The following is a 20,047-nucleotide window of genomic DNA, read 5'->3' on the forward strand; positions in this document are numbered from 1 at the left end:
CGGCGTTGTCGTCAATCTCCCCCAAGCTCTCAACTTCGTTCGAGCAGGGAGGTACCCCCGCCGCTCCGCGTCGCCTCAATCCTCCGCCTTGCGGCTGGACGCACCAGACCCCCGCGCACCAGCACCGTAAAGCCGAAGCCCGCCGACGGCGACCGGATCCGCCGGACAGACCCCAGCCCGAGGGGCGCCCGGACGGGCCTTCCCCGGGCCGGGTGTCAGTGCCGCGGCGTACGGTTTTTCCATGGCCACCGCCGAAGACGTACGCCGCATCGCGCTGTCGCTCCCCGGGGCGACGGAGAAGCTCGCCTGGGGCAGGCCCACCTTCCGGGTCGCGGGGAAGATATTCGCCTCCCTGGGCGACGACGACGCCTGGATGGGCGTGAAATGTCCGAAGGAGGACCGGGACGAGCTGATCGCGGCCGAGCCCGGCAAGTTCTTCCTGCGCGAGGGACACGACGACCACTACGCGTGGCTGAGGGTGCGGCTCGCCGCGCTCGCCGGCGACGACGAGCTGTCCGCGATCCTGACCGACTCGTGGCGCCAGGCGGCCCCCCGCAAGCTCCTGGACGCCCACCTGGCCCCGGGCGCGTAAGGCGCCGCGCCGGGACCGGGCGGGGAAAGCGGTTCGTGACCACCCGGGGAAGTGCGGTATTGTTCTCATGCACGAACGGCCAGGGGAAACCCCAGGTCAGACGGGCATCGGGACGTGGCGCAGCTTGGTAGCGCACTTGACTGGGGGTCAAGGGGTCGCAGGTTCAAATCCTGTCGTCCCGACGAGAGGTTCGCCTCGTAGTCGCAGGTCAGGGCCGGTATCGGAGAAATCCGATACCGGCCCTGACCGTTTTTGGGTGCCGTCGGGGACCCTCGGGGGCCGAGGCGGCGGAGGTCGTGGCGGCGCAGGAGGAACCCTCCTCGGCTCATCCATGGACGCCCTCGCCCGCGAGCGGGCCGTACGGCCACCTCCGCTCGTAATGTGCCCCGGGTCACATGTCGTGGCGAGACTTGTGCGGGCTGTATCAGCCGTGCTGGGGTGCCGACGCCGTCCAGTACGGCGACGGGTCCGACGCCGCGGTGGGATCGCACATCGATGATCGCCTGAGGTGCACAAGCCCGGCGGGCACTGCCTGCACCGTAGGGGGGCGCGGGAGCGCCGGACGTCGGAAGGCGCGGGGCATGCGTGGCGCTCGTGGGTGGCTTCTCCCTGCTGAGAGGAAAAGGACCCGGCTTATGCATTCGGGTGCACCGGGGATGCCTCACCTGCCCAGCCATCGCCATGGATGCCTCGGCATTGCAGACCTTGCGGCCATGGCGCGCCCGGCCCGGACGGGACTCGCCACGGCCTGTGTCGTGGAGGTATCAGGGGTTGGCTGGCCAGGCGTTCTTGCCGACGGTGATGGAGCCGTTGCCGTTGCCCTGGTAGAAGTTGAAGCGCTGCTGGTTGTTCCAGAGGCCGCCCATGTCGTCGTTGCCGTCGCCGTCGAAGTCAGCGGCCAGGACTGGGAGTTGACGGCGATGAGTTCGGGGGTGCCGTTGTTGTCGCGCAGCGCGGGGCCGCCGGCGTCGCCCTGGCAGATGACCGCGTCGGCCGAGCCGTGGGGGTCGACCGTCTTGTCACCGACCCCGCCGACGGTGAAGGCGGCGGAGTGCGTCTTGTCGGGCACCCACTCGGTCTTCGTCCGTCCGAACCCGGCAGCTATCACCTTGTCCGAGGCGGTGGGCGCACGGGTGGCGACCTTGACCGGGGTGATGCCGGTGACGGACTTGGCCAGCTTGACCATCGCTATGTCACGGTCGGCGTGCGGGACCACGTAGGCGGCATCGATGACGATGCCGGCAGTCGTGTTGAGGTCGGTGCGGCCCACCGTCACGGTCGTCTTCACGGCCGGCGCACAGGCCTGGGTGGCCTTGCCGTCGACGACAAAGCAGCTGGCGGCGGTCAGCACCCATTGCGGGTCCACCAGCGCGCCGGAACAGGCCTGTTCGTCGGCGATGTTGAGCTTTGTCGAGCAAGAGGAGAAGCGAGTTGGTGGAGAAGCCGCACCCGTCTCCTTCAAATTGGTGACTCAGCTGCTTGTGGCTGTCTGCGGGGGGCTTCTCCTGTGGCTTTGGATTCGCTGAGCAGTGCAACGGGGGAAGTGTCTGGTCCTCAGGATCGGGACAACGCCGCGCAGTGCCGGCCGGAGCGAGGGGTTCGGCCGCGGCCTGTGGATCGGGTCGCCGACGGCTCTTGACGCCTGGCGAAGCGGCCTTGACGATCATGGGGTTGTGCCATGGAGATGTGAGTGGCACGGGGCACCCGTGCGTGCGGGTGGCTTCGGGCCGGCCGGAACCGGCGACGCACGGGTCGTCGATGCCGCAGGACGTCAGAGAGCGAGCAAGCAGATGCAACCGACATTCGTACTGGTTCACGGAGCCTTCTCCAACTCCTTCGCCTTCGCACCACTGCAGGCCGAACTCGGCCTCCTGGGACACCGTTCGGTCGCCGTCGACCTGCCCGGCCATGGTTTCGAGGCGACCTATTCGCGCTCCTACCAGACGCCGCAGGACCTGGCGGCGCTCGCGACGGAGCCCGGCTCGCTCAAGGGCGTAACCCTTGCCGACAACGCCGCGCACCTGATCGGGATCCTCGAACGTGCCAAGCGGAACGGGCCGGTGATCCTCGTTTCCCACAGTCGCGGCGGCATGACGGCCACGGCCGCGGCCAATGCGCGGCCGGATCTGATCGACCGCCTTGTCTACGTCTCGGCCTGGTGCCCCGTCGATCTCGCCGTCAGCGACTACTACGCCGAACCGGAGATGGCGTCGGTCGACGCCGCTTCCCTCGGTTTGGCGCTGGTGGGGAACCCGGCCGAACTCGGTCTGCTCCGCGTCAACTTCCGCACCGCGCATCCGGAGGCCCTCGCGGCCTTCAAGGCGGCCTTCCTCGCCGACGGCACCGACGAGGAGTTCCTGACCTTCCTCAACACCTTCCAGCCCGACGAGAACCTGGACGTCGGCACCCCGGCCGACCGGGCGCGGGCCGAGTCCTGGGGTCGCATCCCGAAGAGCTACGTCCGCCTGACCGACGACACGAGCCTGCCGCTCGCCCTGCAGGACCGGCTGATCCGCGAGGGCAACGCCCTGACGCCGGACAACCCGTACGACGTCCGCACCCTTGCGGGCAGCCACCTGAAGTGGCTGGTCGACCCTGCGCCGGCGGCCCGAGTCCTGGGCGACATCGCGGCGTTGACGCGATAGCCCGGGCGCGGGCCCTGCCTGTTCGGCCGCCGTCGACCGGAGCGGAGGGCGGCTCGTCAGGCCGCGCTGTCGGCCGTCGTCGTCGGTGCGCTCCGCGCCGGGCCGTACAGCTCCGTGAGCTCACCGGCCAGCGTGGCGAGGCGGCGACGGGCCTCCGGTGGTGCCAGGACCTCGACCCGTCGGCCGAGCCCGGCCAGCTGGGCGGCGACGATCTCGGCCGTCGGGCCGTCGACCTCGATGGCCAGCCGGCCGTCGGGAAGCGTGCGCGTGATGCGCAGGCGACTCGCGAGCAGGCCGCGCAGGAGGGGCTCGGTGTCCGCCTCCGCGCGGGCGTGGACGGTGGCCGCGAGCATGCGGTCCTCGATGCGCGCGGCCAGTGAGCGCCACGCCTCCGCGAGGTCGAAGCCGTCGGGACGCACGACGGGGATGCCCGTCGGTACGACGTGGGTGATGCGGCTGAGCCGGTAGACGCGCAGCCCGCGGTCGGTGCCGGCGACCAGGTAGTCGTTGCCCGCCTTGGAGGCGAGGCCCAGCGGGTGGACCGTGCGCTCGTCGGCGGCGCTGCCGGGCCGGGCGTACCCGAGCATGATCTGGATGCCGTCCACGACGGCGTGCCTGAGGGTGTCCAGGGCGGCGCTGTGGGCGGTCATGGCGGGGGAGCGCGACCAGTCGAGGCCGTCGGTGACCTGGGCGCGGGCCGCCGCCTCGGCTTTGGAGCGCAGCGTGGACGGCATGGCCCGTACGAGCTTGCGCAGCGCGGTGCGTGAGGCGGGGGTGGTCGACAGTGGCCCCACGGCGAGGAACAGTGTGCGGATCTCGTCGGCCGTCAGGCCGGTGAGGTCGGTTCTGGCGCCGCCGACCAGGGACCAGCCACCACCGCGCCCCCGTTGGGAGTAGACGGGGACGCCGGCGGCGGCCAGGGCCTCCAGATCGCGCCGGGCGGTGCGCTCGGACGTCTCCAGCTCCGCCGCCAGCTCGGCCGCGGTCACCCGGCCCCGGGTCTGCAGGAACAGCAGCGTCGCCACCAGGCGGTCAGCTCTCATGCGGATCATTCTTTCCGGAGAACCGGCCAGAAGGTGGCCAGTTCGGCTCCGAAGCTGAGGTCATGAACAACACCGCGCACCTCGGCGGAGCCCCCGCCGCCGCATCCACCACCGACCCCCGCCACGACTTCGCCCAGGCGGTTGCCCTGGCAGGGCGTACGGTCGCCGCACTGCGACCGGAGCACTACGACGCATCCACCCCGTGCCCCGACTACAGCGTCCGCGATCTCGCACGCCATGAACTCGCCGTTCTGCGCAGGCTCGTTGCCCTGGGCCGGGGGGACGACCCGTTCGCCCTGCCCGGGCTCGCGCAGGATGTGGATGTGGCCGATGACGCGTGGCCGACGGCGTGGGAGGCCGCCGCGCGGGACGCGGTCGCGGTGTGGGAGCCGTCCGAAACGCTGACCCGGCTCCTGACGCTGCCGTTCGGCACGTTGCCCGGCGCCGCGGTCCTCGGCGTGTACGTCACCGAATTCACCCTGCACACCTGGGACTTGGCCAAGGCGACGGGCCTGAGCCCGGCCTGGGACCAGGAGTTGGTGGAACGAGCCCTCACGGCCATGCGGCGCGCGGTGCCGGCCGAACGGCGCGGTGGAGGTGTGCCGTTCGGCCCCGTCGTGGAGATCGCGGCGGACGCCCCCGCCATCGACCGGCTGGCGGCCTGGGCCGGTCGCACGCCCTGAGCCCCACGACGATCAGCCCCTGGCGTCCCCGTGGCCGCGTGGCGATGGCACGGCTCGTGCCGCGCCTGCTCCGTCGCCGGCACGCCGGGGATCGGCGGAGCGCACCCGCGCGGCGAGGCCGTCGAAGGGGACGGGAAGTCCGGCGACCCGGCTGAGTGTGGCGAGGCCCAGGCTGTCCTGGGCCAACGCCTCGACCTCCGGGCCCGGCAGGACGTAGAAGGACCACTGGCTCACGTCGAGCGGGTCGTAGGCCGTGTGGTCGGCGGCGGTGTGGAGAGCGAAGACGTAGACGTCGGCGTTGTACGTGGGCTCTGCCGCATCGCCGTCGCGCGGGTTCCAGGTGCGTCCCCGCAGCCGGGTGAAACGGATGGCCGAGGGGCGGCGCTGGTCCCATGCCTGCACGTACGCGCTGGCCTTCACCTCGACGCGCAGTCCGTCCTCGGTCAGGACGTCGAAACTCTCCCACTCCACGTTTCGCGTCCGCGCCCCCAGCGCCCGGTGCACCAGAAACTCCGCGAGCAGGCCACGCGTGGTGTTGGTCCGCAGGTCGGGCATCGCGTACCGCCAGAAGTCCAGGACCGTGAAAGGGTCCGCCGGGCGCGACGCCCCGGTGAACGCCTCGTCCCCACGCAGGGGGTCCAGGACCGGCGCGACTGCCCAAGCGAGGGCTTCCTCGGGTTCTGACTCCATGGCGGACAGCATCCCAGCCCTGCCTGCTCGTCGACGCGGTGCCCGTCGGCCACGGGCTGTGAGCGGACTCACGCCCTGCTGTGGCGGGGTGGGGCCGGGGCGGAACACCGTGGCCGGTGAAGCGATTACGATCCGGGCTCATGAGCACCTCGGATCAGGAACAAGTGGCGGGCGCGGCCCCGGAGACGCGCGGTGGGTCCCGCACGGCGAAGGCGACGGTACCTAGCCAGGACCCGAACCGGCCCACGGGCAGTGGGCCTTCGGGAACGCGGGACGCCGAGGTGAGCGGGAGTCCGAGAGCTGCCGAGGCGGCAGGAGCGGACGGGCGCGCCCGAGCGGTGGAGAGTTCGGCGACCGGCGAGGCCGCTGAAGTCGGCCAGGCCGTCAGGGCTGTCGATGGCCTCGATGGCGCTGAGCCCCGCGCTGCGGCCGAGGCCACCGCTTCTGCCGCCGACGCGGGCCCCGCCGCCCCTGTTGACGCCGTAGCCCCTGCCGAGCCCGCCCCCGCCGCCCCTGCGGCTTCCGCCGCCGCGCCGGACGCCCCTGGAGCCGCGAACCCCGGGGCTCCTCAACATTCCCTGGAAACAGGGGAGTTCGGCCATGCTGACGACGAAGCCGAGGGCAGCCCCGAGGAGGGGGACGAGCCCCGGGCCGGCATGGCGCCCTGGATGGCTCGGCGGGTTCGGATGATTGCCGCCGGGGTGCTCATGGCGGCCATGGGCGTCATCCTCGTCGTACGGCTGGCCACCCGGTCCTCGGTACTCGTGGTCGGCGTGTACGGACTCGCCCTCATCCTCTGCGGCGTCGTGATCGAGCTGAGCCGCAACGGACGTACGCGGCTGGGTTCCTGGCTGCTCGTGGTGGGTCTGGCCGCGGCTTTCGGGATGGACTGGTTCGTCCTGCCGTAGCCGTAGCCGTAGCCGTCGGCGAGCGGCCCTCGCCACTCGGGCCCTGCGGCGGCTCGCGGGGTCTCCTTCGGCACCTTGGCCCCGTGCGGATCGCGATGCCCCCTCCGGTGCGTTCCCGGAGGGGGCATCGCCGCGCCGGTGAACTCCCGGCGGCGGCCGCTGTCGTGGTCCGGGCCGAGGCCGCCCGGAGGGATATTTCCGGTGTTGTGCTCCCCAAGTCGCCTATTGCGCACCGGTGAGGCCCGTTCCCGCACGCCACAGGCGTTGACATGTACCCGCCTCAAGGTGAATCTTGATGCTCGAAACTCCACTGTTCCAAGCATGAACGCGCACGCCGCGCCCGGCTGTTGCTCGGTACGAACGGAGAACGAAACCTTGCGGACCCCTTCGCGGACCCCCTGGCATGGCTCCCATCCGCCCCGACGGCCCGCCGTCGCCGTCTTCTCGGCGTTGGCGCTCGCCCTCACCGCCCTGGCCGTTCCGGCCGCCCACGCCGAGGGCGCGACGCCGCCCGGTGGCGTACTGGACAGCGGCACCAAGTCCCTGACCTGGCAGAGCCCGGTCTACGAGAAGGGCACCGTCGACTCGCCCGACAAGTGCCCGCCGCCCGCGCAGGATCCGGAGGGCGCGGTCTGCGCCCGCTTCGACCTGACCGTGAAGCCGCCGGCCGGACAGTGGGACGACAACCCGGAGGGCGGCGTGCCCGTTTCCGTCCAATGGGCCACCCCCACCGACGACTTCGACATGTACGTCTACGACGACGCGGGCAAGCAGGTCGCATCGAGCGCCGGCACCGCCGATCCCGAGTCGACCGTCATCCCGAAGGCGTCGGGTACGTACCACGTGGTCGTCGTCCCCTACGACGTACACCACAACTCGTTCACCGGCACCGCGTACCTGCCCGAGCCGTCCGACGCCGGGAACCTCACCTCCTTCGCCGGCAGGGACGGCACGTACGACATCGCGGCCGGTGCGCTCAGGGCGCGGGTGGACTTCCTCGCCGACGACACGCTGCGGCTGCGCGCCGCGCCGGACGGAACGTTCACGGACCCGCCCGGCAGCCACATGATCCAGACCCAGCCGAAGCCGCAGAAGAGCACCAACTCCTTTGACGCGGGCGCCTATTACGGCATCCGGAGCAAGGACGTCGTCCTGCGCGTCTACAAGAAGCCGCTCCGCTTCGCGCTCTACAAGGGCGACAACCGAAGCGTGATCTGGTCCGAGGCCGACCCGCTGCGGTGGACCTCCGGCGGCATGCGGCAGAGCCTGACGCGCGGCGCCGACGAGCAGTTCTTCGGCGGCGGTGAGCAGAACGGCAGCTTCTCGCACCGCGACCAGATCATGAACGTGGGCAACAACACCAACTGGAACGAGGGCGGCTGGAACAACTCCCAGCCCTTCTACATCTCGTCCGCCGGATACGGGGTGTTCCGCAACACCTTCACGCCCGGCGTGTACGACTTCGGGCCGCGCGTGCGTACCGGGCAGCAGGAACGGCGCCTGGACGCCTACTACTTCACCGGCGACGTGAAGTCCGTCATCGGCAAGTACACCTCGCTGGTGGGCAAGCCGTTCATGCCGCCGGTGTACGGGCTCGAACCGGGGGACTCCGACTGCTACTTGCACAACGCCAACCGGGGAGAGCGCCACACCCTGGATGCGCTCAAGGTCGCCGACGGCTACACCCAGAACCAGATGCCGCTCGGCTGGATGCTCGTCAATGACGGCTACGGCTGCGGCTACGAGAACCTTCCCGAGACCGGCAAGGGCCTCCAGGCGCACAACGCCCAGCTGGGTCTGTGGACCCAGGACGGCCTCGACAAGCTCGCCGAACAGGTCAAGGCCGGCCAGCGGGTCGCGAAACTGGACGTCGCCTGGGTCGGCAACGGCTACGGCTTCGCCCTGAACGCCTGCGACCAGGCGAAGGCCGGCATCGAGGACAACAGCGACGCGCGCGGCTTCGTCTGGCTGCCCGTCTCCTGGTCCGGCGCCCAGCGCTGCGGCGTCCTGTGGAGCGGCGACCAGAAGCTCAGCTGGGACTACCTCCGCTGGCAGATCCCCACGTACGCGGGCGCCACGCTCTCCGGGATCGCGTACAACACGGGCGACATCGGCAGCATCTACGGCCACGACCCGAAGATGTACACCCGTGACCTGCAGTGGAAGGCGTTCCTGCCCGCCGTGATGACGATGGACGGCTGGGCCAAGGACCTGACCACCGGCAAGGCCGCCGATCAGCAGCCCTGGCTCGACGGCGAGCCGTACGCCTCCATCAACCGCAAGTACCTCCAGTTGAAGGAGCGGCTCATCCCGTACATGTACGGGCTCTCCAAGGACGCCACGAAGACCGGCGTCGGCGCGGTCCGCCCGCTCTCCCTGGAGTACCCGGACGACCCCAACACCCTTGGTGCGAACGCCAAGTACGAGTTCCTGGCCGGACCGGACTTCCTGGTCGCGCCCGTCTACAGCGACACCAGTGTCCGCAACGGCATCTACCTGCCCAAGGGCACCTGGACCGACTACTGGACCGGCAAGACCTACCAGGGCCCCACGACGATCGACAACTACGCGGCCCCGCTCGACACCCTCCCGCTGTTCGTCAAGGGCGGCTCCATCGTGCCGATGTGGCCCCAGGGCACCACGTCCTGGCAGACCCGGGACAAGGGCGAGCTGGATTACGACATCTACCCGCGGCTGGGCAACTCCTCCTACACGCTGTACGAGGACGACGGCGTCACCCGGCAGTTCGCCGAGGGCGCCTCGGCCACCCAGCAGGTGCGGGTCACCTCGGCCGGGCGTGCCTCGGTCGTCAACGTCGGCGCCAGCGTGGGCGGTTACCAGGGCAAGCCCGCCGCACGCGCCTACCGCCTCACCGTCCACACCAAGGCGGCGCCGGGCGTCGTCGCGCTCGGCGGGAAGCGGCTGCACCGCTACGGTTCGGCGGCGGAACTGACCGCCGCGGGCACCGGCTGGTTCTTCGATCCCGCGACCGGAGTGACGGAGGTGAAGACGCCGTCGCAGTCGACCGCGCACGGCTTCTCCGTCGAGATCGCGTGACCTGACACCCGCCACCAGGTCGGGGGCCGTGCCGTGAGCCGTCCGGTGCGGCCCCTCCGCACGTGCCGAGGGGTGACTGGGGCAAGATCGAGGTACCGCTGGACAGCACCCGACCGCCAGGAGATGGATCCGATGTCATTCCGCGCCATCCGCGTGTTCAAGGACGAGCAGGGCCACCGGGTCGACACCGTCACCCTGGAGGAGCACGAGCTCCACGAGGGCGATGTGACCGTCGCCGTGGAGTACTCGGACGTCAACTACAAGGACGGCCTCGCGCTCGCCCACGGCAAGGGCGTCGTGCGGACCTATCCGCTGGTGCCGGGCATCGACTTCGCGGGCACGGTCGAATCGTCCGCGCACGCCTCGTTCGCGCCGGGCGACAAGGTGGTGCTCAACGGATACGGCGTCGGGGAGGGGCACGACGGCGGGTTCGCGCAGAAGGCCCGGGTCCCCGGCGACTGGCTGGTCCCGCTGCCGGAAGCGCTCACCACCCGGCAGGCCGCCGCGATCGGCACCGCCGGATACACCGCGATGCTCAGCGTGCTCGCCCTGGAGGACGCGGGTCTCACCCCGGACAGCGGTGACGTGCTGGTGACGGGCGCCGCCGGCGGTGTCGGCTCGGTCGCCGTGGCGCTGCTCGCCAGGCTCGGCCACCGGGTGATCGCCTCCACCGGGCGGCCCGCCGAGGCCGACTACCTGCGCGATCTCGGCGCGGCCGAGATCATCGACCGCGCCGAACTCGCGGCCCCCGGCCGCCCGCTCGGCAAGGAGCGCTGGGCCGGCGCGGTCGATCCGGTCGGCAGCCACACCCTGGTCAACGTCCTCGCGGGCACCCGCTACGGCGGCACCGTCACGAGCTGCGGCCTCGCCCAGGGGCCCGACCTGCCGGGCACGGTCCTGCCGTTCATCCTGCGCGGGGTGACGCTGATCGGCATCGACTCCGTACAGGCCCCCATGGACCGCCGGGTCAGGGCGTACGAGCGCCTCGCCCGCGATCTCGACCTGACCCGCCTGGAGAAGATGACCACCGTGGTCGGTCTGGACGAGGTGCCGGACGTCGCGGGGCGCATCCTCGCGGGCCAGGTGCGCGGCCGGACCGTGGTGGACGTCAACGCCTGACGGCCGGGGCGGAGACCGCTCTCAGGCCGTGATCCGAACCGCCGGTTCCGGGGTCGGGATTTCGGTGGGGAGCACGGGGGCCACGGGGGTGGGAAGGTCCGCCGGGGTGGCCCCCGTCAGCATGAGGACGCCACGGGCCGCGACGGCGGCCGACGCTGCCGCGGTCAGCCAGCCGAGCGGTCCTCCGTGGAAGCTCTCGCCGAGCAGTGCGACTCCGATGACCGCGGCCGCCGCCGGGTTGGCGAGGTTCACCACGGCCAGTGGCGCGGCGAGTCCGCCGCGGTAGGCCGCCTGCGAGAGCAGGAGGCCTCCGACCGCGAACGTCGCCACGAGGACCGCGACCAGGGAGGTCCCCCACCAGGGCAGCGGCCCGCCGGGAAGTTCGCGGGCCAGTGAGGCGGTGACCGTCTGGGTCAGCGCGGACGCCACACCGGATGCGATGCCGGACGCGGTGGCGTGGCCGAGGCCGGTGCCGCGCGCGGAGTGCGCCCCGGCCCGCACCAGGAAGGCGAGCAGCAGCGCGGTCGCCGCGGCGATGGCGAGGGCCTCGGTCAGGCTGAGCGCGTCGCCGGGGCTCGCGGGCCCGGTGACCGCGATCAGCCCGGTGAGCCCGGCCAGCGTCCAGGCCGCGCCCCGCCACTCGCGCCGGGTGACGCGGCGCCGCTCGTAGTACGCGGAGAGCGGCAGCGCGGCGACCAGGGTGAGGGCGCCCAGCGGCTGGACCAGGGTGAGCGGGCCGTAGTGCAGCGCGGCCACGTGCATGAGGGCGCCGGCGGCGTTGAGGCCGACCGCCCACCACCACAGCGGCCGGGTGAGCAACTTGCCCACGCCCGAGCCGCCCTGGGCGGCGAGCCGGGACTGGCCGACGGCGGCCAGCGCGTAGCCGGCGGCCGAGGCGAGCGAGAGCAGGATGGCGAGCAGCGCGGATTCGTTCATCGCACGGCCTCGGAGAGCTGGGGCGCGGGGGTGGGCGCGGGAAGAGCGGGTGCCTGCCGGGACACGGGCGTGGGCTGCCGGAGCGGTATGGGGCCGGATTCGGCCGCATACACCGGTACGGGGTCGGATTCGGCCGCGGACACCGGTACGGGCTCCGGGCGCGGTGCGGGGGAGCGGCGGGTCCGCTTGGGTGCCGCAGGCAACTGTGTGGGCTGCGGCGACGGCACGAAGTACAGGACCGCGCCGAGGAGCGCGGTGGCCACGATCGCGTCCAGCCAGTAGTGGTTCGCCGTGCCGACGACCACGAGCAGGGTGAGCAGCGGGTGCAGCAGCCACAGGGCGCGCCAGCGGCTCCGGGTCGCCATGATCATGCCGATCGCGACCATCAGGGCCCACCCGAAGTGCAGCGAGGGCATCGCCGCGAACTGGTTGGCCATCGTGTCGGTGTCGGGCGTCGCCGCGTACACGGAGGGTCCGTAGACCTGCGCGGTGTCGACCAGTCCGGCCGTGGTCAGCATGCGCGGCGGGGCCAGCGGGACCGTGATGTGCAGCACCAGTGCGGCGGCGGTGAGCCCGGCGAGCACCCGGCGCGACCACAGGTAGTGGCCCGGCCGGCGCAGGTACAGGAAGACCAGGAAGGCCACGGTGGCGGGGAAGTGCACCGTCGCGTAGAAGGTGTTGGCGACCTTGACCAGGGTGTCGCCGTGCAGCAGCAGGTGCTGGACGGAACCCTCGCCGGGCAGGTGCAGCGCGCGCTCCCAGCTCCATACGCGGTCGGCGTTGTCGAACGCCCTCGCCTCGTGCCCGTTCGCCAGCTGACGGCCGAACTTGTACACGAGGAAGAGCGCGGTCACGAGCAGCAGCTCGCGCACCAGGGGCGGCCGGGAAGCGGTCGTCTCCGGTCCGGCGGGACGGGTCTCACGACGCGCCCCCGTGGTTATACCGGCAAACATTCTCCGGCCCCTTTGAACCTGGATCGATACGAGGAAGAAACACAAGCAAACGTAGGAAGGCTAGATCGAAACTCATCGAGACGCAAACGTCTCGATACGTTTGCGTCTCGATTGAGCGGAGCCTACTCTCGTACGTGCAGGAGTGCCCCTTGTTTTCAGTGCCCCTTGTTCGTCTCCGGAGGGAACGATGTCGACGCAGGCCGCCACGGCCGCTGCCCGCCGCAGCAAGATCAGCCCCGAGCGCGAGCTTGAGCTGTACGACGCGGTGCTCGACCTCCTCAGAGAGGGCGGCTACGACTCCGTGACGATGGAGGGCGTGGCCGCGCGGACCAAGTGCGGCAAGGCCACCCTGTACCGGCAGTGGAAGAGCAAGCCCCTCCTCGTCACGGCGGCGCTCGGCAGGAACCGCTGCTCGTTCTTCTCCGGCATCGACACCGGTTCGCTCGCCGGGGACCTGCGGGCGGCGGCCCAGGTGGTGGGCCGGCGCGAAGGTCCCGACACGGCGCTGATGGAAGCCGTCGGGCAGGCCTACATCAAGCACCCCGACCTGCGCGAAGCCCTGCGCGAGACCGTTCTCAACCCGGAGATCGCGGCGCTCGACGCCATGCTGAGGCGCGGGGTGGAGCGCGGCGAGGTCGCGGCGGACAACCCGGCGATCGGTTACGTCGCCCCGATGATCATGGGCATGCTGCGCGTGGAGCGGCTCTTCGAGGACCGCTTCCACGGCGAGGACACGGTGCTGGGCCTGCTCGAGTCCGTCATCTTCCCGGCGCTGCGGATCGGCTGAGCCCGGCCCGAGAGCGCTTTCACGTACAAGTGGCGCACTCCGCAGGCGAGTTGGACCCCTCGCGGCCGCTCAGACCGCGAGGACCGTCACGCCCGCCTCGGTGAACTCCGCGACCGTCTCGTCCGAGACGGCCGTGTCCGTCACCAGCGTGCCCACCTGGGCCGTCGAGCAGATCCTGGCGAAGGTGCGCTTGCCCAGCTTCGTGGAGTCGGCGGCCACCACGACCCGCTCGGCCCGCTCGCACAGGAGCCGGTTGATGCCGGCCTCGTCCTCGTCGTGCGCCGAGGCGCCGTGCACCACGTCGAACGCCCCCACGCCGAGCACCGCCACGTCCATCGTGATCTGGTTCAGGACGCCGCCCGCGAGCGGCCCGGTGAGCTCGTAGGACTGCGGGCGGGCCACCCCGCCGGTCACCACGATCTTGAACTGCGGCCGCACCGCCAGCTCGTTGGCGATGTTGAGCGCGTTCGTCACGATCGTCAACGCCGGTGATCCATTGGCCAGTTCGGGCCGCACCGCGAGCGCGCGGGCCACCTCCGTCGTGGTGGTGCCGCCCGTCAGGCCGACCGCCTCGCCCGGCGCGACCAGGTCCGCCACCGCCTTCGCGATCCGCTGCTTCTCGGAGGCCTGGCGCGCCGTCTTGTAGCGCAGCGGCAGCTCGTAGGAGACGCCGTGCACGAGCGCGCCACCCCGGGTGCGCACCAGCATCTGCTGCTCGGCGAGCTGGTCGAAGTCGCGCCGGATCGTCGCGGCCGACACCCCGAGGGCCGTCGCCGCCTCGTCGACATCGAGGCGGCCCTGCTCCACGAGGAGCTCGAGCAGCGCCTGCCAGCGGGCGTCGCGCGACATCCGCCACTCCGTTCTTCGTACTGGTAACCGTCCGTAGTGACCTTAGCGCACGTCCATATGCTTGATCGTGCTCGATATCGAGCTATATTTTGCAGAAACAAGCACGAGCGCGTCACGTCCAGAGGGTGGGAGCCCGGCATGAGCCATGTCGAGAACGAACTGAGCAGTCAGCCCGAATGCTGGAAGCGGGCGGCCGAACTGGCCCTCCCGCACAAGGACGCCCTGCCGGCCGCCGGCGAGCGCGTCGCCGTCGTCGGCTGCGGCACCTCCTTCTTCATGGCGCAGGCCGTCGCGGCCCTCCGCGAGAGCGCGGGACTCGGCGAGACCGACGCCTTCGCCGCCTCCGAGTTCCCCGCCGCCCGCCGCTACGACCGGGTCGTCGCCCTCACCCGCTCCGGCACCACCACCGAGGTGCTCGACCTCCTCGCGCAGGTGCGCGGCCGCACCCGTACCACCGCCATCACGGCCGACCCCGCCACGCCGGTGATGCGGGCCGCCGACGACATCGTGGTGCTCGACTTCGCGGACGAGGAGTCGGTCGTCCAGACCCGCTTCGCCACCACCGCCTTCACGCTGCTGCGCGCCCACCTCGGGCTGCACACCGAGCAGGCCGTCGCCGACGCGCGCACCGCGCTCGCCGAGCCGCTGCCCGAAGGCCTCGTGGAATCAACCCAGTTCAGCTTCCTGGGCCGCGGCTGGACCAACGGCCTCGCCCAGGAAGCCGCCCTGAAGATGCGCGAGGCGTCGCTGTCCTGGACCGAGGCCTACCCGGCGATGGAGTACCGCCACGGACCCATCAGCATCTCCACCACCTCGACCGCGACCTGGATGTTCGGCGAGGCCCCCGAAGGGCTCGCCGAGCAGGTGGCCGCCACCGGCGCGCTGTGGATCGAGGGGCGCCTCGACCCGCTGGCCGAACTCGTCCGCGCCCAGCGCCTCGCCGTCGCCGTCGCGGCCGCCCGCGGCCTCGACCCCGACCGCCCGCGCCACCTCACCCGCTCGGTGATCCTCGACGGCGCCTGAGCGCGGCGGGCCCGACGCATGAGACCGAACCACGTGACACAGGTGAAGGGGAAGCACTGATGCCACTCGCCAGGACCGGCACACTCGTCGCCGAGGCCGCCGACAAACGCCGCGCCGTCGCGGCCTTCAACATCATCACGCTGGAACACGCCGAGGCCGTCATCGCCGGCGCCGAGGCGGCCAAGTCGCCGGTCGTCCTCCAGGTCAGCGAGAACGCGGTCAAGTTCCGCTACGGGCGCGTCCTGCCGCTCGCCCGGGCGGCGGTAGCCGCAGCCGAGGCCGCCTCCGTTCCGGTCGCGCTCCACCTCGACCACGTCAAGCAGGACGAGCTGCTGCGCCAGGCCGCCGACGCCGGGTTCAGCTCCGCCATGTACGACGCGGCCCACCTGCCGTACGAGGAGAACCTGGCGGCCACGCGCGCCGCCGCCGATTGGGCGCACACCCAAGGCCTGTGGATCGAGGCCGAGTTGGGGGAGGTCGGCGGCAAGGACGGCAAGGCTCCGCTCGACGCCCACGCGCCCGGCGCACGCACCGACCCCGACGAGGCGCGGCAGTTCGTCGCCGAGTCGGGCGTCGACGCGCTCGCAGTCGCCATCGGCAGCACCCACGCCATGACCTCGCGCACCGCCGAACTGGACCACGCCCTGCTGGCCCGGCTCGACGCCGCGCTGCGCGTGCCCCTCGTGCTGCACGGCTCCTCCGGCGTCCCGGACGACGCCCTTTCCGCAGCGGTGGCCGCCGGCATCGCCAAGGTCAACATCGGCACCGCCCTGAACATCGCGATGACCGACGCCATCCGCGCCTACCTCGCGGCCAACCCCGAGGCGGTCGACGCCCGCACCTATCTGACGGTCGGCCGTCAGGCGATGGCCGCGACCGTCACCCGGCTCATCGGGGTGCTCGACCGGACCGCCTGAGCGTACGCGGCCGCCGCCGGCCTTCCCGGGCAGGTACGCGGCGCCGCCGGGGCCTTCCGGGGCACCCGGTGGCGGCCGTGGCACGGGCCTCCCGGGCACCCGGTGGCAGCCGCGTCACGGGCCTCCCGGGCACCCGGCGGCGACAGTGACGGGCCCTGCGGGGCCCCCGCAGGCGAAAGCGCCACTTTCTGCCCGCCCGGCGCTCTTCCGATGTGGCCGGACGTCGTAGACGATGGGCCTTGTGGACAGGCATGAGCACGCTCGGCTCGACGCGCTGCAGCGCGACCCCTATCCGCACTATGCGCGGGCCCGCGAAGCCGAAGGCCTGACGTTCGTGCCGGAGCTCGACGCCTGGCTGGTGGCCCGGGACGCCGATGTGCGCGAAGTCCTGCGCCGCCCCGAGGCGTTCTCCTCCGCCAACGCGCTGCGCCCCGACGTCCTGCCCGGGCCCACGGTGCTTGCCGAGATGGGCCGGGGCTTCGGCGGCCGTCCCGTCGTGGTCACCTCCGACGGAGCCCTGCACCACCGGCTGCGCGCCCCCATCGTGCACGGCCTCTCGCCCGTCCGCGTCGCCGCGATCGTGCCGTACGCGGCGGAGCGGGCCGCCGAGCTGATCGACGCCTTCGCCGAGCGCGGCTCGGCCGATCTGATGGCCCAGTTCGCGCTCAAGCTGCCCGGCCAGGTGATCGGCCGGCTCATCGGGCTCGACCCGGCCGATGTGCCGCTCGCGGTGCACGGCGGCTACCGGGCCGAGCAACTGCTGTTCCGGCCGATGGAGGAGCCCGGCCAACTGGCGGCCGCGCGCGACGTCGTCGCGATGCAGCACCTCCTCGACACGTATGTACGGGAGCGCCACGCCCGCCCCCAGGACGATCTGTGCACCTCGCTGATCAGCGCGCTCGCACCCGGCGGCGAGTCGCCCGGCGCCGAGCTCACCCTGGACGAGCGGCACGAGATGGTCGCCCATCTGCAGAACTTCCTGCTTGCCGGGCACCTCACCACGAGCGCGCTGATCGGCACGACCGTGCTGCACCTGCTGCACCACCGGACGCAGTGGGAACTGCTCTGCGAGAAGCCGGAGTTGATACCGGCCGCCGTCGAGGAGGCCGCCCGTTACGACAGCCCGATCCAGGGCTTCCGCCGCATCACCACCCGCCCGGTCATGCTGTCCGGCACCGAACTCCCCATCGGCGCGGTGGTGTTCGTCGCGTACGGCTCCGCCAACCGCGACCCGAGCCGCCACGAGCGCCCCGACGTCTTCGACATCACCCGCCCGCTCGCCCGCCACCTCGCGTTCGGGTACGGCGTGCACGGCTGCCCGGGCTCGTCCCTGGCCCGCGAGCAGCTCCGGGTCACCCTGGAACTCCTGACGGCGCGCCTTCCGGGACTGCGTCTGGCCGAGGACAGACCCGTCGTCATGCGCCCCACGATGATCCACCGCTCGCCGGAGGAACTGCCGGTGCTGTGGTGAGTACTCTCAACCAGCTTTTCCTGTACGCCAGTTGTCCGATGTCTCGCCGCGCGTGGCTTGGCCACACGTCCCGTTTCGGGTGCGATCTCCGCTGATCACGGTCCTACCGCCGGCTCTTCGTGCGGCATATCCTCCGACCATGCGAGTCGCACTCTTCGTCACCTGCGTCAATGACGCGGTGTACACCGCCACCGGCATCGCGACGGTGAAGCTGCTCGAACGGCTCGGGGTCGAGGTCGACTTCCCGGCCGGGCAGACGTGCTGCGGACAGCCCCAGTTCAACACGGGTTACCGGCACGAGACCGAGCCCCTGGTGCGCCGGATGGGCCGGGTCTTCGAGGGCTACGACCACATCGTCACCCCGTCCGGCTCCTGCGTGGCGATGGTCCGCGACAACTATCCGCGCATCGCCCGCAAGGCGGCCGCCGAGGGGCGGGGCGACGAGCTGGGCGAAGCCGCGCGGTCGCTGGTGCCCCGCGTGTACGAGCTGACGGAGTTCCTCGTCGACGTACTGGGCGTGACCGACGTCGGCGCGTACTTCCCGCACACCGTCACCTACCACCCCTCCTGCCACGGCCTGCGCGTGCTGGGCCTGGGCGACCGGCCGCGCAGGCTCCTCGAAGCGGTCAAGGGGCTGGAGCTGCGGGAGCTGCCCGGCGCCGAGGAGTGCTGCGGATTCGGCGGCACCTTCGCCGTCAAGAACCCGGACGTCTCCGCGGCGATGGGCACCGACAAGGTCCGCAACGCCGCCGCCACCGGAGCCGAGGTCCTGTGCGGAGCCGACAACTCCTGCCTGATGCACATCGGCGGCATCCTCCACCGCCAGGACGCCCCCCTGCGGGCGCTCCACATCGCCGAGATCCTCCAGAGCACGGAAGCGGAGCCCCACCTGTGAGCGGCACCTTCGTCGGCATGCCCGCGTTCCCGAAGGCCGCGCGCGACGCCGTGCGCGACACCACCCTGCGCGGCAATCTGCGCCACGCGACCCACACCATCCGCGACAAGCGCGCCAAGGCCGTCGCCGAACTCGCCGACTGGCAGCAACTGCGCGAGGCGGGACGACGCATCAAGGACCTGACGCTCCGTCATTTGGACCGCTATCTAGTCCAGTTGGAGGAGTCGGTCACCGCGGCCGGGGGAACGGTGCACTGGGCCGCCGACGCGGACGAGGCGAACCGCATCGTCGCCGACCTGGTCAAGGCCACCGGGGAGACCGAGGTGGTCAAGGTCAAGTCGATGGCCACCCAGGAGACCGGCCTCAACGAGGCGCTCGCCGCCGAGGGCATCCACGCCTACGAGACCGACCTCGCCGAGCTCATCGTCCAGCTCGGCGACGACCGTCCCTCGCACATCCTGGTCCCCGCGATCCACCGCAACCGGGGTGAGATCCGCGACATCTTCCGCGACCGGATGGCCAGTTGGGGCAGGCCCGCGCCGGAAGGCCTCACCGACACCCCGGCCGACCTCGCCGAGGCGGCCCGGCTGCACCTGCGCGAGAAGTTCCTGCGGGCGAAGGTCGGCATCTCGGGCGCCAACTTCATGGTCGCCGAGACGGGCACCCTGGTCGTCTTCGAGTCGGAGGGAAACGGCCGCATGTGTCTGACCCTGCCCGAGACCCTGATCTCCGTCGTCGGCATCGAGAAGACCGTCCCCACCTGGCAGGACCTGGAAGTCTTCCTCCAGACGCTGCCGCGCTCCTCGACCGCCGAGCGCATGAACCCGTACACCAGCATGTGGACCGGCACGGCCGACGGCGACGGCCCGGCGGCCTTCCACCTCGTCCTGCTGGACAACGGCCGCACCGACGCCCTCGCCGACGACATCGGCCGCCAGGCGCTGCGCTGCATCCGCTGCTCGGCCTGTCTCAACGTGTGCCCGGTGTACGAACGGGCCGGCGGACACGCCTACGGCTCGGTCTATCCGGGCCCCATCGGCGCCATCCTGACCCCCCAACTCCGGGGCACCACAAGCGAGATCGACGCCTCCCTGCCGTACGCCTCCTCGCTGTGCGGCGCCTGCTACGAGGTGTGCCCGGTCGCCATCGACATCCCGGAGGTCCTGGTCCACCTCCGTGAGCGGGTCGCCGGCCAGGGCGGTCCGGGGCACCGCCTGGAGAAGGCGGCGATGAAGGCCGCCACCTGGGCCATGGACCATCCCGGCGTCATGGCGGCGGGGGAGCGCACGGCGTCGCGGACCCGCGCCCTCCACCCGAAGCGGCCCCCGGGCGCCAAGGCCTGGACCGAGAGCCGCGACCTCCCCGAACTCCCCGAAGAGCCCTTCCGCGACTGGTGGAGGAAGAACCGCACGTGAACGGACGGATGTGGAGGACCGGATGGAGGGAAAGCCGCACGTGAACGGACGGGCGGAGGGACGG

At 71.5% G+C, this 20,047-nt stretch carries 18 protein-coding genes and 1 tRNA gene; 13 read left to right on the plus strand and 6 right to left on the minus strand.

Annotation, left to right across the window (positions count from 1 at the left end; genetic code table 11):
* The first annotated feature begins 241 nt into the window (after positions 1 to 241).
* A complete protein-coding gene (locus tag ACFYZA_RS22970) occupies positions 242 to 592 on the plus strand; it encodes an MmcQ/YjbR family DNA-binding protein (protein ID WP_388492436.1) in 351 nt (116 codons plus the stop codon).
* Positions 593 to 700: 108 nt separating this feature from the next.
* Positions 701 to 774, plus strand: a tRNA-Pro gene (locus ACFYZA_RS22975).
* 479 nt (positions 775 to 1,253) lie between these two features.
* Here ACFYZA_RS22975 and ACFYZA_RS22980 read toward each other — a convergent pair.
* Positions 1,254 to 2,054 (minus strand): S1 family peptidase, encoded by an 801-nt coding sequence (locus tag ACFYZA_RS22980; protein WP_388492438.1) that lies wholly within the window; start codon positions 2,052 to 2,054, stop codon positions 1,254 to 1,256.
* 328 nt (positions 2,055 to 2,382) lie between these two features.
* Here ACFYZA_RS22980 and ACFYZA_RS22985 point away from each other — a divergent pair, with 328 nt between their 5' ends.
* Entirely contained in the window at positions 2,383 to 3,237 is an 855-nt protein-coding gene (locus ACFYZA_RS22985) for an alpha/beta fold hydrolase (RefSeq protein WP_382586079.1), read from the plus strand.
* Between the two features lie 56 nt (positions 3,238 to 3,293).
* Here ACFYZA_RS22985 and ACFYZA_RS22990 read toward each other — a convergent pair whose 3' ends face one another.
* Entirely contained in the window at positions 3,294 to 4,280 is a 987-nt protein-coding gene (locus ACFYZA_RS22990) for a helix-turn-helix transcriptional regulator (protein WP_388492440.1), read from the minus strand.
* Between the two features lie 62 nt (positions 4,281 to 4,342).
* Between ACFYZA_RS22990 and ACFYZA_RS22995 the strand changes: the two genes are divergently transcribed.
* Positions 4,343 to 4,963 (plus strand): TIGR03086 family metal-binding protein, encoded by a 621-nt coding sequence (locus tag ACFYZA_RS22995; RefSeq protein ID WP_388492441.1) that lies wholly within the window; start codon positions 4,343 to 4,345, stop codon positions 4,961 to 4,963.
* A 12-nt stretch (positions 4,964 to 4,975) separates the two neighbouring features.
* On the opposite strand, the gene ACFYZA_RS23000 is transcribed toward ACFYZA_RS22995, so the two are convergent.
* Positions 4,976 to 5,653 (minus strand): hypothetical protein, encoded by a 678-nt coding sequence (locus ACFYZA_RS23000; RefSeq protein ID WP_388492443.1) that lies wholly within the window; start codon positions 5,651 to 5,653, stop codon positions 4,976 to 4,978.
* Positions 5,654 to 6,321: 668 nt separating this feature from the next.
* On the opposite strand from ACFYZA_RS23000, the gene ACFYZA_RS23005 reads away from it, so the two are divergent.
* The 3 genes from ACFYZA_RS23005 (at position 6,322) to ACFYZA_RS23015 (ending at position 10,737) form a co-directional block, all read left to right on the plus strand.
* Positions 6,322 to 6,561, plus strand: a complete 240-nt coding sequence (locus ACFYZA_RS23005) for a hypothetical protein (protein WP_388492445.1) — start codon at positions 6,322 to 6,324, stop codon at positions 6,559 to 6,561.
* A 375-nt stretch (positions 6,562 to 6,936) separates the two neighbouring features.
* On the plus strand, positions 6,937 to 9,618 hold the full coding sequence (locus ACFYZA_RS23010) for a TIM-barrel domain-containing protein (protein WP_388492446.1): 2,682 nt from the start codon (positions 6,937 to 6,939) through the stop codon (positions 9,616 to 9,618).
* A gap of 132 nt (positions 9,619 to 9,750) precedes the next feature.
* Positions 9,751 to 10,737: an MDR family oxidoreductase gene (locus ACFYZA_RS23015; RefSeq protein ID WP_388492448.1), complete on the plus strand. Its 987-nt coding sequence runs from the start codon at positions 9,751 to 9,753 to the stop codon at positions 10,735 to 10,737.
* 21 nt (positions 10,738 to 10,758) lie between these two features.
* On the opposite strand, the gene ACFYZA_RS23020 is transcribed toward ACFYZA_RS23015, so the two are convergent.
* Positions 10,759 to 11,673: a DMT family transporter gene (locus ACFYZA_RS23020; RefSeq protein WP_388492450.1), complete on the minus strand. Its 915-nt coding sequence runs from the start codon at positions 11,671 to 11,673 to the stop codon at positions 10,759 to 10,761.
* Positions 11,670 to 12,626, minus strand: coding sequence for a phosphatase PAP2 family protein (locus ACFYZA_RS23025; protein WP_388492452.1), 957 nt, complete (start codon positions 12,624 to 12,626; stop codon positions 11,670 to 11,672). Before ACFYZA_RS23025 ends, ACFYZA_RS23020 begins: the two co-directional genes overlap by 4 nt.
* 187 nt (positions 12,627 to 12,813) lie before the next feature.
* Between ACFYZA_RS23025 and ACFYZA_RS23030 the strand changes: the two genes are divergently transcribed.
* Positions 12,814 to 13,413 carry a TetR/AcrR family transcriptional regulator gene (locus tag ACFYZA_RS23030; RefSeq protein ID WP_388492453.1) on the plus strand — a complete coding sequence of 200 codons (600 nt, stop codon included), beginning with the start codon at positions 12,814 to 12,816 and terminating at the stop codon, positions 13,411 to 13,413.
* Between the two features lie 69 nt (positions 13,414 to 13,482).
* Here ACFYZA_RS23030 and ACFYZA_RS23035 read toward each other — a convergent pair whose 3' ends face one another.
* Positions 13,483 to 14,262 (minus strand): DeoR/GlpR family DNA-binding transcription regulator, encoded by a 780-nt coding sequence (locus tag ACFYZA_RS23035; RefSeq protein ID WP_388492455.1) that lies wholly within the window; start codon positions 14,260 to 14,262, stop codon positions 13,483 to 13,485.
* Positions 14,263 to 14,400: 138 nt separating this feature from the next.
* Between ACFYZA_RS23035 and ACFYZA_RS23040 the strand changes: the two genes are divergently transcribed.
* From ACFYZA_RS23040 to ACFYZA_RS23060, 5 genes are all read left to right on the plus strand, one after another.
* On the plus strand, positions 14,401 to 15,285 hold the full coding sequence (locus tag ACFYZA_RS23040) for an SIS domain-containing protein (protein WP_382586110.1): 885 nt from the start codon (positions 14,401 to 14,403) through the stop codon (positions 15,283 to 15,285).
* A gap of 59 nt (positions 15,286 to 15,344) precedes the next feature.
* Entirely contained in the window at positions 15,345 to 16,202 is an 858-nt protein-coding gene (locus ACFYZA_RS23045; protein WP_382586113.1) for a ketose-bisphosphate aldolase, read from the plus strand.
* 241 nt (positions 16,203 to 16,443) lie between these two features.
* Positions 16,444 to 17,673, plus strand: coding sequence for a cytochrome P450 (locus tag ACFYZA_RS23050; protein ID WP_388492457.1), 1,230 nt, complete (start codon positions 16,444 to 16,446; stop codon positions 17,671 to 17,673).
* A gap of 139 nt (positions 17,674 to 17,812) precedes the next feature.
* Entirely contained in the window at positions 17,813 to 18,568 is a 756-nt protein-coding gene (locus ACFYZA_RS23055; protein WP_388492458.1) for a (Fe-S)-binding protein, read from the plus strand.
* Positions 18,565 to 19,983, plus strand: coding sequence for a lactate utilization protein B (locus ACFYZA_RS23060; protein ID WP_388492459.1), 1,419 nt, complete (start codon positions 18,565 to 18,567; stop codon positions 19,981 to 19,983). The genes ACFYZA_RS23055 and ACFYZA_RS23060 overlap by 4 nt, the downstream gene beginning before the upstream one ends.
* Positions 19,984 to 20,047 lie beyond the last annotated feature (64 nt).

The sequence above is a fragment of the Streptomyces sp. NPDC001828 genome (assembly GCF_042892175.1).
Taxonomy (GTDB): Bacteria; Actinomycetota; Actinomycetes; order Streptomycetales; family Streptomycetaceae; genus Streptomyces.

Bases quoted from the DNA above. Each gene is read 5' to 3' on its own strand.
- ACFYZA_RS23040 (WP_382586110.1), top strand. From the start codon at position 14,401: ATGAGCCATGTCGAGAACGAACTGAGCAGTCAGCCCGAATGCTGGAAG.
- ACFYZA_RS22995 (WP_388492441.1), top strand. From the start codon at position 4,343: ATGAACAACACCGCGCACCTCGGCGGAGCCCCCGCCGCCGCATCCACC.
- ACFYZA_RS22990 (WP_388492440.1), bottom strand. From the start codon at position 4,280: ATGAGAGCTGACCGCCTGGTGGCGACGCTGCTGTTCCTGCAGACCCGG.
- ACFYZA_RS23000 (WP_388492443.1), bottom strand. From the start codon at position 5,653: ATGGAGTCAGAACCCGAGGAAGCCCTCGCTTGGGCAGTCGCGCCGGTC.
- ACFYZA_RS22985 (WP_382586079.1), top strand. From the start codon at position 2,383: ATGCAACCGACATTCGTACTGGTTCACGGAGCCTTCTCCAACTCCTTC.
- ACFYZA_RS23045 (WP_382586113.1), top strand. From the start codon at position 15,345: ATGCCACTCGCCAGGACCGGCACACTCGTCGCCGAGGCCGCCGACAAA.
- ACFYZA_RS23015 (WP_388492448.1), top strand. From the start codon at position 9,751: ATGTCATTCCGCGCCATCCGCGTGTTCAAGGACGAGCAGGGCCACCGG.
- ACFYZA_RS23055 (WP_388492458.1), top strand. From the start codon at position 17,813: ATGCGAGTCGCACTCTTCGTCACCTGCGTCAATGACGCGGTGTACACC.
- ACFYZA_RS23005 (WP_388492445.1), top strand. From the start codon at position 6,322: ATGGCTCGGCGGGTTCGGATGATTGCCGCCGGGGTGCTCATGGCGGCC.
- ACFYZA_RS23025 (WP_388492452.1), bottom strand. From the start codon at position 12,626: ATGTTTGCCGGTATAACCACGGGGGCGCGTCGTGAGACCCGTCCCGCC.
- ACFYZA_RS23035 (WP_388492455.1), bottom strand. From the start codon at position 14,262: ATGTCGCGCGACGCCCGCTGGCAGGCGCTGCTCGAGCTCCTCGTGGAG.
- ACFYZA_RS23020 (WP_388492450.1), bottom strand. From the start codon at position 11,673: ATGAACGAATCCGCGCTGCTCGCCATCCTGCTCTCGCTCGCCTCGGCC.
- ACFYZA_RS23030 (WP_388492453.1), top strand. From the start codon at position 12,814: ATGTCGACGCAGGCCGCCACGGCCGCTGCCCGCCGCAGCAAGATCAGC.
- ACFYZA_RS22970 (WP_388492436.1), top strand. From the start codon at position 242: ATGGCCACCGCCGAAGACGTACGCCGCATCGCGCTGTCGCTCCCCGGG.